Origin of the sequence: Mesonia sp. K4-1, assembly GCF_008017825.1 — a bacterium.
Classification (GTDB): domain Bacteria; phylum Bacteroidota; class Bacteroidia; order Flavobacteriales; family Flavobacteriaceae; genus Mesonia.
In genome coordinates this window covers 32488-47493 of sequence record NZ_VRLS01000006.1, presented here as the reverse complement: position 1 = coordinate 47493, position 15006 = coordinate 32488, and the positions used below count along the sequence as shown (strand labels likewise).

15 protein-coding genes are annotated in these 15006 nt (G+C 33.3%); 7 read left to right on the top strand and 8 right to left on the bottom strand.

All coding sequences use genetic code 11. The features are described 5' to 3' along the window. Positions 1-111: 111 nt before the first annotated feature. Positions 112-1557 (bottom strand): glyceraldehyde-3-phosphate dehydrogenase, encoded by a 1446-nt coding sequence (locus FT986_RS00325; RefSeq protein WP_111541199.1) that lies wholly within the window; start codon positions 1555-1557, stop codon positions 112-114. A gap of 128 nt (positions 1558-1685) precedes the next feature. Next, on the bottom strand, positions 1686-3101 hold the full coding sequence (locus FT986_RS00320) for a S1C family serine protease (protein ID WP_147863306.1): 1416 nt from the start codon (positions 3099-3101) through the stop codon (positions 1686-1688). 124 nt (positions 3102-3225) lie between these two features. Here FT986_RS00320 and dapF point away from each other — a divergent pair, with 124 nt between their 5' ends. The 3 genes from dapF to mltG are packed head-to-tail and all read left to right on the top strand — an operon-like array spanning position 3226 to position 5565. Further along, positions 3226-4005 (top strand): diaminopimelate epimerase, encoded by a 780-nt coding sequence (gene dapF / locus FT986_RS00315; protein WP_147863305.1) that lies wholly within the window; start codon positions 3226-3228, stop codon positions 4003-4005. Next, entirely contained in the window at positions 3999-4532 is a 534-nt protein-coding gene (locus tag FT986_RS00310) for a GNAT family N-acetyltransferase (protein WP_147863304.1), read from the top strand. Before dapF ends, FT986_RS00310 begins: the two co-directional genes overlap by 7 nt. Beyond that, complete coding sequence (gene mltG, locus FT986_RS00305; protein ID WP_147863303.1) at positions 4522-5565, top strand: endolytic transglycosylase MltG; 1044 nt, start codon at positions 4522-4524, stop codon at positions 5563-5565. The genes FT986_RS00310 and mltG overlap by 11 nt, the downstream gene beginning before the upstream one ends. Positions 5566-5662: 97 nt before the next feature. Here mltG and FT986_RS00300 read toward each other — a convergent pair whose 3' ends face one another. Genes FT986_RS00300 through FT986_RS00290 form a run of 3 tightly spaced genes read right to left on the bottom strand, consistent with a single transcriptional unit; the run spans position 5663 to position 8479 of the window. After that, positions 5663-6046: a DUF3037 domain-containing protein gene (locus tag FT986_RS00300; RefSeq protein WP_147863302.1), complete on the bottom strand. Its 384-nt coding sequence runs from the start codon at positions 6044-6046 to the stop codon at positions 5663-5665. After that, complete coding sequence (locus FT986_RS00295; protein ID WP_147863301.1) at positions 6024-6818, bottom strand: HipA family kinase; 795 nt, start codon at positions 6816-6818, stop codon at positions 6024-6026. Before FT986_RS00295 ends, FT986_RS00300 begins: the two co-directional genes overlap by 23 nt. Positions 6819-6862: 44 nt before the next feature. Beyond that, complete coding sequence (locus FT986_RS00290) at positions 6863-8479, bottom strand: ABC transporter substrate-binding protein (protein ID WP_147863300.1); 1617 nt, start codon at positions 8477-8479, stop codon at positions 6863-6865. 106 nt (positions 8480-8585) lie between these two features. On the opposite strand from FT986_RS00290, the gene mtaB reads away from it, so the two are divergent. Then, a complete protein-coding gene (mtaB, locus tag FT986_RS00285; RefSeq protein WP_147863345.1) occupies positions 8586-9920 on the top strand; it encodes a tRNA (N(6)-L-threonylcarbamoyladenosine(37)-C(2))-methylthiotransferase MtaB in 1335 nt (444 codons plus the stop codon). Here mtaB and FT986_RS00280 read toward each other — a convergent pair. Further along, entirely contained in the window at positions 9917-10222 is a 306-nt protein-coding gene (locus FT986_RS00280) for an N-acetyltransferase (RefSeq protein ID WP_147863299.1), read from the bottom strand. The two genes, mtaB and FT986_RS00280, sit on opposite strands and share 4 nt — an antisense overlap. Before the next feature lie 160 nt (positions 10223-10382). Between FT986_RS00280 and FT986_RS00275 the strand changes: the two genes are divergently transcribed. From FT986_RS00275 to cls, 3 genes are read left to right on the top strand one after another with little or no spacing between them, the layout of a single operon-like run. Continuing rightward, positions 10383-11081, top strand: a complete 699-nt coding sequence (locus tag FT986_RS00275) for an alpha/beta fold hydrolase (protein WP_187248541.1) — start codon at positions 10383-10385, stop codon at positions 11079-11081. Positions 11082-11091: 10 nt separating this feature from the next. Next, positions 11092-12045, top strand: a complete 954-nt coding sequence (locus FT986_RS00270; protein ID WP_147863298.1) for a lytic transglycosylase domain-containing protein — start codon at positions 11092-11094, stop codon at positions 12043-12045. After that, a complete protein-coding gene (gene cls, locus FT986_RS00265) occupies positions 12046-13500 on the top strand; it encodes a cardiolipin synthase (protein WP_147863297.1) in 1455 nt (484 codons plus the stop codon). It abuts the gene before it with no gap. Here cls and FT986_RS00260 read toward each other — a convergent pair whose 3' ends face one another. Together FT986_RS00260 and FT986_RS00255 are read right to left on the bottom strand one after the other, a co-directional pair. Then, entirely contained in the window at positions 13501-14199 is a 699-nt protein-coding gene (locus tag FT986_RS00260; RefSeq protein WP_147863296.1) for a redoxin domain-containing protein, read from the bottom strand. A 100-nt stretch (positions 14200-14299) separates the two neighbouring features. After that, positions 14300-14815 (bottom strand): DUF2892 domain-containing protein, encoded by a 516-nt coding sequence (locus tag FT986_RS00255; RefSeq protein ID WP_147863295.1) that lies wholly within the window; start codon positions 14813-14815, stop codon positions 14300-14302. Positions 14816-15006 lie beyond the last annotated feature (191 nt).

Here is a 15006-nt window from a genome sequence, read left to right as displayed (position 1 = left end):
GTATGATATGCGATACAATTTTGAAGCGACAAATATACTAATTAAATGTAGCTTTATAGAATTAAAAAACCTACTGCGAAAACAGTAGGTTTGAAGAATTTTTTATAACTACTAGTAGTAAGTAAATCTTCTTACTTTAGCAATGTATTTTGCTAGTCTTATAACTTGATGACTGTAACCATACTCGTTATCATACCAAATATAAAGGATAATATTTTTACCATCTTCAGTAACTATAGTAGCATTACTGTCGTAGATTGAAGGAGCAGAAGATCCCACAATATCTGATGATACTAATTCATTATCTACAGAGTATTTTATTTGTTCAACTAAATCACCTTCTAAGGCATACTTCTTTAAAATGTCATTTAGTTCTTCTAAGGTAACTTCTTTTTTAACGTTTAAGTTAAGAATCGCTAAAGATCCATTAGGAACAGGGACTCTAATTGCGTTAGAAGTTAGTTTTCCTTCTAAAACAGGTAATGCTTTAGCCACTGCTTTCCCAGCACCAGTTTCGGTGATTACCATATTTAGAGCGGCAGCACGACCTCTTCTATATTTTTTGTGCATATTATCCACCAAGTTCTGGTCATTAGTATATGCATGGATAGTTTCTAAATGTCCGTGTTCTACGCCTAATGAATCTTCAATGGCTTTTAGGACTGGAGTAATAGCATTTGTAGTACAAGAAGCAGCGGAAAAGATGGAAACTTCATCTGGGTTATGCTCTTTTTGATTAACTCCGTGTACAATATTAGGAACACCTTTCCCTGGAGCAGTCAATAAAACTTTACTAGCTCCTTTTGTTAAGTGTCTTTTTAGTGCCACATCGTCTCTAAATGCACCAGTGTTGTCAATAATAAGGGCGTCGTTAATTCCGTAGGCTGTATAATCAATATCTTCTGGTTGGTTAGCAGAAATAATATGTACCGTGGTTCCGTTAATAATTAAGGCACTTTTTTCTACGTTATAAGAAACGGTACCTAAGAAATCTCCGTGAACAGAATCACTTCTTAAAAGAGAAGCTCTTTTTTCTAAAACAGTTTCATCTACACTTCCTCTAACTACAATAGCTCTTAAACGAAGCTGACTTCCTTTACCAGTTTTAGACATTAACTCACGAGCCAATAATCTACCAATTCTACCAAAACCATATAAAACCACATCTTTAGGTTCTATATTCTCATAGTTTTTAGCTTCTCCTAACTTTCCGTTTACAAAAGCTGTAGCATTGTTATAGTTTTCAGCTTCTTTTTGATATTCGTAAGTTAACTTTCCAATATCTAATTTTGCAGGTGGAAGATCAATAGTCTTAATTGCTTGTGCAATTTCTACAGAATCGAAGATAGAAATAGGTTTTTGAACAAATTCTCCTGCATATTCATGAAGGTTAAGAATTTCACTAACACTTTTATCTATTAATTGGTTTTTAAAAAGAACAAGCTCTATTGCTTTATCATACCATAAATCATTTACGGTTTTAATAAACTCTACCGTAGCTTTCCTTCTATCTGCTTGAAAAGCAAGTTCTTTTTCGTAAGTTTCGTTTTGACTCATTATTTGTTGTGTTAAGATTTAAGGTCGTGCAAAAATAATTATTTAAAACATATTTATCCCTTAAAAAATGAAAATCCTCTTACAGAATTCTATAAGAGGATTTTTTATTAGTGGATGGAATTAACTTATTACCTAAAAATATAACTCTCTTCGTGACCTCGTTTGTTTTTAAAGGTTAGTTTGACCGCTTGATTTTTAGTTTTGTTTTTAAAAACTTTCTTTACATCATCAACATTATTAACTATTTGATCATTTATTTTTGTAATGATAAATTCGTTAACCGGAATTTCTATTTTATCAGATAAAGGTCTATAGATTCTAACTCCGGTATTAGAATTAAACTGAGCTAAAAAAGCATCTTCTGCATTTGTAATTTCAATTCCCGCAGCTTCAATAGCAAACGTTTCAAACTTCGTTAATTTAACCTTGCTGATTCTCTCACTTCCATCGCGTAAATAATTAATTTGTACTTCATCATTAGGACGTTTAGTTTGTATGTAAGAAGTAAGGTCTTCTAACTTCCTCACTCTAATTCCGTCTATATTTGTTATCAAATCCCCTTCTTTAAGTCCTGCTTTTTTCGCACCGTCATCGGTAGAGCTTATATAAACTCCTTGAGAAATACTTAGATTATTTTGTTTGGCAGCTTCAGGATTTAAGGTTCCTCCTGTAATCCCCAAAATAGCTTGTTGTACATCCCCAAACTCTAGGAGATCTTCAATAATTTTTCTTGCATTGTTGCTAGGTACGGCAAAACCATAACCAATATAACTTCCAGTTTGAGAAGTGATTGCAGTATTAATTCCGATAAGTTCACCATTAATATTTACTAAAGCTCCACCGCTGTTTCCTGGGTTAATAGCAGCATCGGTTTGTATAAAAGATTGCATACGTTGGTCTCCTTGATTAAGGTCTCTTCCTTTAGCACTAACAATACCAGCAGTTACTGTAGAAGTTAAATTAAAAGGATTACCTACCGCAAGTACCCATTCTCCTGTTTTAACATAATTACTATCACCAAATGGGAGGTAATCTAAACCATCTTCATTAATTTTTATTAGAGCAATATCTGCACTTTCATCGGTACCTATCACCTCAGCTTTATAAGTTAGGTTATTATTAAGCGTTACTTCAATTTCTGAAGCTCCTTTAATCACATGGTTGTTGGTTACAATATAGCCGTCTTCAGTAATAATGACTCCAGATCCTGCCCCTTGTATAGCGCGTTGTGTTTGTCCGCTTGCTCTTCCTGTTCGCATGTACTCCATATATTCTGCAATACTACTAGGAGAGCGTCCTATAGCAACATTTTTAACGTGTACAACGGCATGTACTGTTTTATCAGCAGCTTCCGTAAAGTCTACATCTGCACTGTTAAATTTTTTTCCGTAATCGGAATGATTAACAAAGGTAGTTGCTGTTTGTTGGGTTGGGGTCGAGGAGATCATTTGTTGATTTTCCTCTTCCAAAAACAGTTTGTATGTTCCTAAAGTAATAGCACCGCCTAGGACAGATACCATTACTAAGCTTAGAATTTTTTTCATATAGATTTAAATTTTTAAGATTAAAATTAAAAGATTCACTTTCTATTTCTTCTTTGGTTAACGTGATTTTAACGTGTTTTTCTTCATAAGTAAATTGTATCTTTGCTTTTTATAAAACGAAAAAATGACGCTAAAATTTTATAAATATCAAGGAACTGGTAATGATTTTATCATGATTGATAACCGAGAAAAACTTTTCAAAAATGATACCAAACTTATAGCGTTTTTATGTGACAGAAAGTTTGGCATAGGAGCAGACGGACTTATACTTTTAGAACATTCTGAAGATGTCGAGGATGATTTTAAAATGGTATATTTTAATTCTGATGGAAACGAAAGTACAATGTGTGGTAATGGAGGAAGGTGCTTAGTGAAATTTGCTCAATTTTTAGAAATTATAGAAGACAAGGCTACATTTACTGCCATAGATGGAAAACATCATGCAAGTATAGATAAACATCTAGTAAGTCTACAAATGCAGGATGTCTATGAAATAAAGAACGTTGATGATACTTATTTTTTAAATACGGGATCTCCACATCACATTAGTTTTGTAGAAAATGTTGATCAACTGCACGTCAAAGAGGAGGGAGCAAAAATCCGTTATAGCGAAACTTATAAAGCGGAAGGTGTAAATGTAAATTTTGTAACACCACAGGAAGATTACCTACAAGTAAGAACGTACGAAAGAGGAGTGGAGGATGAAACTTTATCTTGCGGCACAGGAGTAACCGCTGTTGCAATTGCAGCACATCGCTCAAAATTAATTTTAGATCATAAGATCGCTATTGTAGCTCAAGGCGGAAGTCTTTCAGTAAGTTTTGACGAAAGTGAAGGTAACTATACAAACGTATGGCTTACGGGACCAGCTCAATATGTTTTTGAAGGTTTTATACCATGCTAACATTAAAAGGAGAACATATTTATTTAAGAGCTTTAGAGCCAGAAGACCTTCTTTTTCTTGAAGAGGTTGAAAATGATGAGCACTTATGGGAAGTAAGTTCTACACAAGTACCCTTTTCTAGATTTATACTTAAAAAATATTTAGAAAACAGTCATCTAGATATTTATGAAACCAAACAATTACGATTAGCAATTGTTTCACAAGAAAGCTCTACCGCTTTAGGATTTATAGATTTATTTGACTTTAATCCTTCTCATCGTAGAGCGGGAGTAGGGATTGTTATTGCATCTAAAATGATGCGTAATAAAGGATACGCTTTAGAGAGTTTACAATTGCTCGCTAATTATGCCTTTACACATTTAAAAGTTCATCAATTGTATGCTAATATTCCTCAAGATAATATTGCGAGTAGAAAACTCTTTGAAAAAGCAGGATATATTCAAGCGGGAATTAAAAAGGATTGGGTGCTTACTCAAGGAGAATATAAAAACGAAATATTATACCAATTAATCAAACATGTATATTAAAAAGATATTACTAACTATTGCTTTGTTAGGAATTGTAGCTGTCGGAATATTTAGCTACGTCATTTATAACACTATTTTTTCTCCCAATACTCAATTTGAAAGTGATGAAGCTTCAGTTTATGTGGCGAGTGACACTAATTATAAGGAGTTATTAAAGCAAATTCAACCCTTGGTGAAAGATATAAATGACTTTGATCAAGTTGCTAAAAGAAAAGGTTATGCTACCAACCTTAAATCGGGGAGATTTATTCTTAAGCAAGGAATGAATAATAACGAAATCATTAATACACTTAGAAGTAAAAATGAGCCTGTTTCAGTTATCTTTAATAATCAAGAACGTATAGAAGATCTTGCAGGAAGAGTGGCACAGCAAATAGAAGCCGATAGCATCTCTTTACTCAATTCGATGAAAGATGAGGTTTTTTTAAAGAAGAATGATTTCAATCTAGAGAATGCGCTAAGTATGTATATTCCTAATCAATATGAATTGTATTGGAATACTTCCGCGGAAGCTTTTAGAGAAAGAATGCTAAAGGAATATCATCGCTTTTGGACTGAATCTCGTTTACAACAAGCAAAAAAATCAAATTTAACACCGCAAGAAGTAAGCGTGGTAGCTTCTATTGTTCAAAAAGAAACAGCTAAAGTAGACGAGCGTAAAAGAGTCGCTGGGGTTTATATGAACCGCTATCTAAACGGTTGGAAATTAGACGCCGATCCTACTGTTATTTATGCTATAAAGAAAGAAAACAAGGATTTTGATACCGTTATTAAGCGTGTTTTGTACAAAGACTTAGAAATCGAATCGCCTTATAATACTTATAAGTATAAAGAACTGCCTCCAGGACCTATTGCTATGCCCGATATTTCCTCTATCAATGCAGTACTTAATTTCGAAAAGCACGACTACTATTATTTTGTAGCCAATCCAGAAAACCCTGGCTACCATATGTTCGCTAAAACTTTAAGGCAGCACAATAATAACAGACAAGCTTATGTACGTTGGATTAATAAAATGGGGATTAACAGGTAATTTTCTCGGGCGTTTCCCTATCGGGTCGGGCTTTTCACTACAATCTTTTTCTGAAAAAAGAAAAAGGATTTTCGTTACAATCCCTAACGCAAAAAACTCATAATACCAATTCGTTAAAAAGACAAGTCATCGTTTCTGTTAATGAATCACTAAAACCAGGATGTGTTTTAGAGGTTTGAATTACAGAACTTCGTGTAGCTGTAAGCCACCTAAAACGAGAAGCGATATCCATTTCGGCAATGCGACCTCCATCTTTTTCTCCTAAACTAATAGATTTAAAAGCAGCAAGGTTTTTCTCAATTTGTTCTACATCCAATTTTGGACAAAAAGCTTTTAATTTTTTAGCGTCTAAATGATACTGCATATCAATAAACTTAGACTGTTTAGCATATAATATAACGCCCACATTAAAAAACTCCTCCCGTTCTACTTTAGGAACAATTCGAACAATTGTATATTCATATAAGTGCTTCCCTTGCATGCTGTGCTTCTTTTATAAATAAATTTGAATAATTTAAACGTGTGTGCAGAAAATTAAAATACACGGTTCTAATTTCTTCCGGAGTTTCAGTATACCCTTCCCAATCCAGCCACTCTAAAGGAATAAGATTTACTATTTTTTGGAGTACATCTGAAGTAAGAATTTTTTTAAATTCTACATCAACTGTGGTTAGATCGCTGGCTTGTGGTAATAAAACATGATCTTTAATAAACGGAAATGGAGTTTGAGCAGTCTTCTCCCAATTGGTCCAAGAATGATGAAAATACAAAGCAGCTCCGTGATCGATAAGCCATACTTCTTTATTCCAAATTAGCATATTTGTATTTCTAAACGTGCGATCAATATTAGTGAGAAAAGCATCTAGCCACACAATTTGGGAGGCTAACTTGTTCTCCACTTGGGTTACTACAGGATCAAAATTAATGGCACTCGAAAGAAAATGCAATCCCAAATTTAATCCTTGACTACCCTTAAGTAAATCTTGTATCTCTTCATCGGCTTCTGTTCTTCCAAAGGCTTCATCTAGTTGAGCAAATACCAACTCTGGTACTTTAAATCCTAATACTCTAGCCACCTCTGCACCAATTAAATCGGCTATTAAAGCTTTAACACCGTGACCTGCACCTCTAAACTTAATGACATATTTAAAGCCATCATCTGCATCTGCAACCGCAGGTAAAGACCCCCCTTCTCTAAGAGGAGTGATGTAACGGGTTACATTTACAGTTCTTAAATCTGCTTTAAAACTCATTTTTGGTTCGTTCGTGTATAAAAATACATAGTTAAGATTTCATTTTAATTCTTGACTTTCTTTACCCGTTTTAAATCTAATAAATTAATCGGGTTAATACCTAGACCGTTTACATTGTTTTGAGTGAACCTAATCACTTCATCATAATACAATGGTACTACAGCGGCATTCGTCATAATTAGAGAATCCATCTCTTGATATAGAGGAATTCTTTGATTTAATTCTCCTAAATTTAAGGATTGCTCGTATAAGCTATCATATTTTTTAGAAGAGAAATGAGTGTAATTTGGACCTTGAGGAGAAAAATTTTCACTGTAAAACAGAGATAGATAATTTTCGGCATCAGGATAATCTGCTATCCAACTGGCGCGAAAAGAAGCTAATTTCCCAGCAGATCGTTGTTGTCTAAGTGTAGAAGGTGGCATAACATCTATTTCAACTTGCAATCCTACTTTTTGTAATTCACGTTGTATATACTCACACAAATCTAAATAAGAAGCGTTAGTACTAATACTTATTTTGGGGTTTTGATTACCCGTTTCAATTTTGTAATCTTCAATAAGTTTTTTCGCTTTACGCGGATTGTATTCGTAATAGCTAGTATCTGAAAACCCAGGTAAACCTTTAGGGACAAAGCCCCCAGAAGCCGGTGTGCCAATACCGTTTCTTAGGTAGGTGATCATGGTATTTCTGTCAAACCCATAATTTATGGCTTGTCTAATTTTTTTTGATTTTATTTCCGAGGAAGGGTGGTCTAAGTATATGCCTAGATATTCAGTATTTAAATAAGGTGCTCTTAGCATTTGAATACGCTCTTCGTAGTTCGCTTGCAATTCTCCTTTGGCGTTAAGCAATTCATCTTTATACGACGGATCTAATCCGCTAAGAAAATCTATCTTTCCCTGTGCAAATTGAAGAAATTCACTCTGTTTGTCGGGTAAAAATGTGATAGCTACAGCTTCTAGGTAGGGGAGTTGATTTCCATTTTTATCCTTTTCAAAATAAAGGTCATTTTTTCTAAATACTAGTTTTTCATTGGCTTCCCAACGTTTAAAATGAAAAGGACCCGTGCCGATAGGGTTTTCTCGAAAATCTGAATTTTCCATCTCCACTGGGACAATGCTGGTATATTTCATAGAGAGCAAACCTAAAAAAGCAGGAAAAGCTTGATTCAATTCGATAACTACAACTGAATCATTTTTAGCAGAAATATTTTTTACTTGCTGCATGACCCAACTTCCGGGAGAAGCAATTTTAGTATCGGTCAACCGCCTAAGACTGTAAACTACATCTTTAGCCTTTACTTTTCTTGTCTTTTGTTTTCCGAAAATTTCACTTTCGTGGAAAAAAACATCGTCTCTTAGTACAAAAGTGTAGGTTTTTGCGTCTTTTGAAACTTGCCAGGATTTAGCAATGTCGGGTTGTGTATTCAGCTGGTCATCTAATTGAATTAAACTATTGTATAGTTGATTACAAGCCCAAATATTACGTTGATCCTTTGCAAAAGCAGGATCTAAAGAAGTAATATTAGCATGTTCATTATATCTAAAAACTAGATGATCATTTTGATCAGTAGAAGAGTTTCCACAAGCATAGAAAAGCAATGGTAAAAGTAATAATGCCAGAGAGTCGATTTTTAAAACAAGTGAGGATCTATTCAATTTGAGTATAACAGTTTAAGGTCGTATATTTGCAGCCCTTTAAGGAAAAATAAACTACTTCTTTAGTATCACACAATATTACTAAAAGAATACGAAAGAGCTTATGATGCACGAAAATAAAAAAGTCGCTTTTTATACCCTAGGGTGTAAATTAAATTTTTCTGAAACTTCTACGATTGCTAGATCTTTTGAAAATGAAGGATTTTCTAGAGTGGAGTTTAATGAAGAAGCCGATATTTACGTAATAAATACGTGCAGTGTAACCGAAAATGCAGACAAGCGATTTAAGACGATCGTAAAGCAAGCTCAGAAAGTAAATAGTGATGCTTTTGTAATTGCTATAGGCTGTTATGCGCAACTAAAGCCAGAAGAATTGGCCGATGTGAATGGGGTAGATTTAGTTCTTGGGGCAACCGAAAAATTTAAAATCACCGATTACCTTAATGATCTCTCTAAAAATGACATGGGGGAGGTTCATTCTTGCGAAATCGAGGAAGCCGATTTTTATGTGGGTTCTTACAGTATAGGAGATCGTACTCGAGCTTTCCTAAAAGTTCAAGATGGTTGCGATTATAAATGTACGTATTGTACCATCCCTTTAGCAAGGGGTATTTCTAGAAGTGATACTTTAGAGAATGTACTAAAAAATGCTAAAGAAATTTCAGAACAAAATATTAAAGAAATTGTTCTCACTGGTGTAAATATAGGTGATTACGGAAAAGGAGAGTTTGGTAATAAGCGCCATGAGCACACTTTTTTAGATTTAGTAAAGGCGTTAGATGAGGTAAATGGAATAGAACGTTTACGCATTTCTTCTATAGAACCCAATCTTTTAAAAAATGAAACTATAGATTTTGTGGCGCAAAGCAATACGTTTGTTCCGCATTTTCATATTCCGTTACAAAGTGGTAGCGATACTCTATTAAAAAAGATGAAGCGTCGTTATATGAGTAGCTTGTATGTAGACCGTGTAAGTCAAATTAAGCGAGTAATGCCAAATGCTTGTATTGGTGTAGATGTAATTGTAGGTTTTCCAGGAGAGACAGATGAACTTTTCTTAGAGACTTATAATTTTTTAAATGAGCTTGATATTTCTTATTTACACGTATTTACTTATTCAGAAAGAGACAATACCCCAGCTGCAGAAATGGAAGGAGCAGTACCATTAAAAGTAAGAAAGAAAAGAAGTAAAATGCTTAGAGGTCTTTCGGCTAAAAAGCGTCGTGCTTTTTACGAAAGTCAGTTAGGGAATACATTAGAAGTTCTTTTTGAAGGGGAAAATAAAGAAGGTTACATCCACGGTTTTACAGAGAACTATGTAAAAGTAAAGATGCCTTGGGATCCTTCTTTTGTCAATACACTTCATCAAGTTACTTTATCTGAAATTGATGAAGATGGATTGGTTCGCTTTAACTTTGCTTCAGAAAAAATAACAGCTTAGATATTCATTCCTATAGGAAGCAGATCGCTGTATTTAGATTTGTTGGCTCTAAAAAATGTAGCCACATCTTTACCTGTAGGAACAATTCTTATTCGACCTTTATCTAATATGTAATCGAAAATTGCGGTTAAGAATTTTTCTAGTGTACCGTCACTTCTTCTTTCCTCTGAAATGGTAAGTTTAGAAAGAAAAATTTTTCTTTCTTGTAAGGAATATTCAAGTTTAATCAATTCATTATCAATATTAGTTTCAAACTGTCTTAGAAATTCATTGTCTTTAAGTTCGATGGTGTCCTCTTCCATAATGGTTTAATTTAGGATATAGGTTAAAATGAGGTAGAGTAAAAATAAAATTGCTTTAGTTTTAACCTTTTAAATGAGGTAAAACCATTTTTATAAAATATTTTTACCTAGTAAATTTACTGTATATTTTAATAGGTTACTGTTAGACCGTTGTTAAAAGATGATTCAAGACAATTTAATTCACGTTTATTTTATGCCAGGGATGGCGGCTAATCCAAGTATTTTTGAACATATTAAATTGCCAAAAGAAAATTTTAAAATACATTGGCTAGCGTGGAAAATCCCTTTGAAAAATGAATCTTTAAAAGATTATACCAAAAGAATGTTGCAAGATGTTCATCATGAGAATCCCGTATTGATTGGAGTGTCTTTTGGCGGGGTAATTGTACAAGAGATGAGTAAGCAAATCCGCGTAAAGCGTTTAATTTTAATCTCTACGGTAAAGAATAAGTTTGAGTTGCCTAGAAGAATGCAATTTGCTAGGAAAACGGCTATTTATAAGATTTTCCCAACGAGTTTAGTCGATAAGTTGGGAAACCTCGAAAAACTACCAGTTAGTAAATTTTTAAAGAAAAGAGCAGCCTTATACCGCCAATACTTATCGGTAAGTGATAAACGTTATATAGATTGGGCGGTAAAACAAATGTTGTGTTGGGATCAAGAAGAAACGATTCCTAATGTAATTCATATTCATGGGGACAAGGATATTGTTTTTCCGTATAAAAATATCAGAAATTGTATTACCATAAAAAATGGTACCCACATTATGATTATCGATAGGTTTAGGTGGTTTAATGAACACCTGCCTGAACTTATTTTAGAAGGTAAATTAAGAAATAAGAATAAAGAACAAGATTAAAAAAAAGCAAATGAAAAATATAAAAAACATATTAACGATAGCAGGGGCAATTGCCGTTGCCGGAATTGGAATACAAGGGGTGAGTTCGGTTTCAAAAGAAGAGAAAGTACAGGTTGAAAAAACCAAGGTAGATCCAGATAAGGTGGTAAAAGATTACAATATCTATGCTCTGCCTATTCCAGAAAATTTAAACTTCGCGGGAGAAAGAGTGCCTACAGAGAATCCTGATATAAAAGAAAGAATGGATAGGGAGTTGCTAGTAAACACCTATTGGCAATCTAATGGTTTGTTGCTTATAAAAAGAGCTCATAAGTATTTTCCGATCATCGAACCTATTTTAAAAAAATACGGAATTCCTGAAGATTTTAAATATTTAGCTGTAGCGGAAAGCGGACTTACACAAGTTGTTTCTCCGGCAGGAGCAACTGGTTTTTGGCAAATTATGGAATCTACAGCAAAAGAATATGGTTTAGAAGTAAACGATAATGTAGATGAACGTTATCATATAGAAAAATCTACCATAGCAGCTTGTAAGTATTTATTAGAGTCAAAAAAGAAATTTGATAGCTGGACATTAGCTGCAGCAGCTTACAATGCCGGTAACTATGGGATAACTAGACAACAAGACCGTCAAGATGTTCACGAATATTACGATTTGCTTTTAAATGCAGAAACTGGTAGATATGTATTTAGAATATTAGCTTTAAAAACCATACTCGATAATCCAGAAAACTACGGATTCAACTTTACGGAAGATAATTTATACCAAACGCTTTCGGTTAAGGAAGTAATGGTAGATACGGCTGTTACCGACTTTGCTAAGTTTGCAAAAGAATTTGGAATCAATTATAAGATTTTAAAAATTCATAACCCTTGGTTAAGAGAAGCGCATCTTAATAATAAATCTAGAAAAGCTTATCAAATTGAGATTCCAGAAAAAGGAACATATACCTATAAGCCCTAAATGATAGACTTCGTTCAAAACAATGTTTTTTTTACATTGCTTATCATTAACTATGTGATAGCTATTGGTACGGCTTTTTTTATTATTTTAAATAATAGAAATCCTGTCACCACCGTCTCTTATATATTATCGCTTATTGTATTACCATTTGTAGGTTTGCTTATCTACTTTTTCTTTGGTCAAGAGTATCGAAAAGATAAGATGTTTAAACGCCGAAAGGTTTTTAATGATGAAAAGGTAAAACAATGGGAAGAGAAGCTGTTATTAGGTGAACAAGAGTTAGATAAGTATGAAGATAAGTTTTTAGACAATCAAGTAAATATTGTAAAACTGCTTCAACATAACCAAAAAAAACCGCTCACCTTTGGCAATGATGTGAAAGTTTTAATCAATGGAGAGAAAAAGTTTGAATCTCTTTTTAAAGATTTAAAAAAAGCGAAAGATCATATTCATTTAGAATATTATATTCTAAATTCAGATAAAATCGGACTTCAGCTTATAGATATTCTTTGTAAAAAGGCTCAAGAAGGAATTTACGTTAGAGTTATCTATGATTACGTAGGGAGCGACCTTAGCGGAAAACAAGTCAAACGCATGCAATCTTGCGGAATAGAGATTTTCCCATTTATGCCTGTTTGGTTTCCTAATTTAACTAGAAAACTGAATTATAGAGATCATCGTAAAATTGTGATTATTGACGGAACGTTAGGTTACGTAGGAGGCGTAAATGTGTCTGATGATTATGTAAACCCATGTGAGAAAGGTTACTGGCGTGACACACATTTACGAATTGAAGGAAATGCTATAAAATCTCTACAATCACACTTTTTACTGAATTGGAATTTTGTGAGTAAACAAGAGATAAAAATCATTGATCCCTTTTTTCCTCAAATGGATAATTGTGGTGAAGTGGCTGTCCAAATCGCTGCTAGTGGGCCAGATTCTAGTTGGCCACATATTATGGAAGCAATTTTTACAGCGATCAATTCCGCTAAGGAAAGTATCTACATTACTACTCCTTATTTTATTCCTAATGAACAAATTTTAACGGCGCTTAAAACCGCTAGTAGAAGAGGAGTTGAGGTCAAGGTTTTGGTTCCTAAAGAGGGGGATTCTTGGGCCGCAAAGTATGCTACTAATTCGTATGTGTTAGATATTTTAGAATCTGGTATTCAGGTATATCATTATTGCAAGGGCATGGTACACGCCAAAACGATGGTGGTAGATGGAGAGTTTACAACTGTGGGAACCTCTAATATGGATTATCGTAGTTTTGAGATTAATTTTGAGGTAAATGCCTTAGTTTACAATAGAGAAATTAGTCAGCAGTTAATTCATATGTTTAATGATGATGTAGAACATTGTGATAAAGTTTCTTTAGAAAACTGGAAAAAAAGAGATTTTTTGGAAAAATTAAAAGAATCATTTTGTAGACTTTGGGCGCCTTTACTTTAATCAATTTAAAGTAAATGGAGTTGAAGATAACAATTCTTCTTCGTGGGCTAAAATTTCAGAAATACCAGATGAAAGATTATTGAAGTTGAGGTTGTAAGATTTCTCAAAAGGATCTGTAAACGGAAGTTTTGCTGTACGATCTATGTGGATTATTTTTTTATCTGAACCTATATAAAATGTTGTAGGGAAACCTAATGAGTGCTTCATAGTTTTTACAATATAGGCATCTTTGTTCTTCAGTTCGTCTACATATACGATATCGATATACCCTCTATAATCAGAAATTACTTCTTTCACATTTTTCTTTTCGTCCCAAAAAAGCACAATAAAATCTATTTTATCTTTATATTTTTTTGCTAGTTCATTAAGCGCAGGAATCTCGCCTTTACCTGGCACGCACCAAGAAGCGTAAGTAGTTAAGTAGATAGGTTTTTTATAATCGTTAAAGCACTTTTTTGTTTTGCCAATACAATTGATATTGAAGTTATCTATGTAAGTTCCAGAAAGATGATTCTTTACCAATGAGTCGAATAAAAATTCAGCATATTGGGTATTATCTTGTCGGTAAGCTTTTTTAGCTTTCTTCTTGTATTTAGGTATATGAATTCCTACAGCTTCAGAAAAATAGACTTTTCTACCTTGTGCGAAAACCGAATAGCTAATTAAGAAAATAAATAGAAATGGTAGAAATAATTTCATACGCTTTTCTTTTATGTTTTCTTAAAAATACAAATAAATCCCGAAAAGTCGGGATTTATTGTTAAATAAATAACTTATGTGTTTGTTTTTGTGAAATATGTTATATTTTTTTCATTTGCTGCTTCATCATTTTAATTTGGTCAGCAAGCATATTATGCTTATCGGCATTCTTTGCTTCTTTTAAATACATTTGTGCTTCTCTTTTCCTTCTTTTAGTCATAGAAATGCCTGCTAAATTAAGCTTGGCCATTGCTAAATCTTGACTCATAGAAAGACCAAGCTTGATTGCTTTTTTGAAGTACTTCTCAGCTTTAGTAATATTCTTTTGTGAGTACATTAACCCGTGTAAGTACCAGTAATAACCTTGTTGCTTAGTAACTAAAGCAGCTTCTGGATTTTTTATTTTATCTAACCATTTTTTTGCACCTTCAAAATCTTGTTTTCTTAAGCGCATAAACGCTAACAAAATCATTTCGTTTTTAAAATATAAGAAGATAAAAATAGCGGCAAGGAGTATAAAACAAATTCCGTTTCCTATATTTCCTTCAATAAATTGGTAAACAGCAAAAGCAAAAGAGGCTATTGCTAAAATGAGTTTTATATTTTTGTTATACATATTGTTTTTTTAAGAAGCGCAAAGGTATAAAAGAAATGAAAATTTTGAGTAATTATAGGCTATCAAAATTCTTTCTTATGAGGAATTAGCTCATTTTAGCATGAAACCCCTTCTTAGTAAGCATATTTCAAGCAAAAAAATAAACTTTAAATAAATTAAAATTATTTTTAAGTTAGGTTTGTGAGACTGAA

Bases quoted from the DNA above. Each gene is read 5' to 3' on its own strand.
- FT986_RS00325 (WP_111541199.1), bottom strand. From the start codon at position 1,557: ATGAGTCAAAACGAAACTTACGAAAAAGAACTTGCTTTTCAAGCAGAT.
- FT986_RS00320 (WP_147863306.1), bottom strand. From the start codon at position 3,101: ATGAAAAAAATTCTAAGCTTAGTAATGGTATCTGTCCTAGGCGGTGCT.
- dapF (WP_147863305.1), top strand. From the start codon at position 3,226: ATGACGCTAAAATTTTATAAATATCAAGGAACTGGTAATGATTTTATC.
- FT986_RS00310 (WP_147863304.1), top strand. From the start codon at position 3,999: ATGCTAACATTAAAAGGAGAACATATTTATTTAAGAGCTTTAGAGCCA.
- mltG (WP_147863303.1), top strand. From the start codon at position 4,522: ATGTATATTAAAAAGATATTACTAACTATTGCTTTGTTAGGAATTGTA.
- FT986_RS00300 (WP_147863302.1), bottom strand. From the start codon at position 6,046: ATGCAAGGGAAGCACTTATATGAATATACAATTGTTCGAATTGTTCCT.
- FT986_RS00295 (WP_147863301.1), bottom strand. From the start codon at position 6,818: ATGAGTTTTAAAGCAGATTTAAGAACTGTAAATGTAACCCGTTACATC.
- mtaB (WP_147863345.1), top strand. From the start codon at position 8,586: ATGCACGAAAATAAAAAAGTCGCTTTTTATACCCTAGGGTGTAAATTA.
- FT986_RS00280 (WP_147863299.1), bottom strand. From the start codon at position 10,222: ATGGAAGAGGACACCATCGAACTTAAAGACAATGAATTTCTAAGACAG.
- FT986_RS00275 (WP_187248541.1), top strand. From the start codon at position 10,383: ATGATTCAAGACAATTTAATTCACGTTTATTTTATGCCAGGGATGGCG.
- FT986_RS00270 (WP_147863298.1), top strand. From the start codon at position 11,092: ATGAAAAATATAAAAAACATATTAACGATAGCAGGGGCAATTGCCGTT.
- cls (WP_147863297.1), top strand. From the start codon at position 12,046: ATGATAGACTTCGTTCAAAACAATGTTTTTTTTACATTGCTTATCATT.
- FT986_RS00260 (WP_147863296.1), bottom strand. From the start codon at position 14,199: ATGAAATTATTTCTACCATTTCTATTTATTTTCTTAATTAGCTATTCG.
- FT986_RS00255 (WP_147863295.1), bottom strand. From the start codon at position 14,815: ATGTATAACAAAAATATAAAACTCATTTTAGCAATAGCCTCTTTTGCT.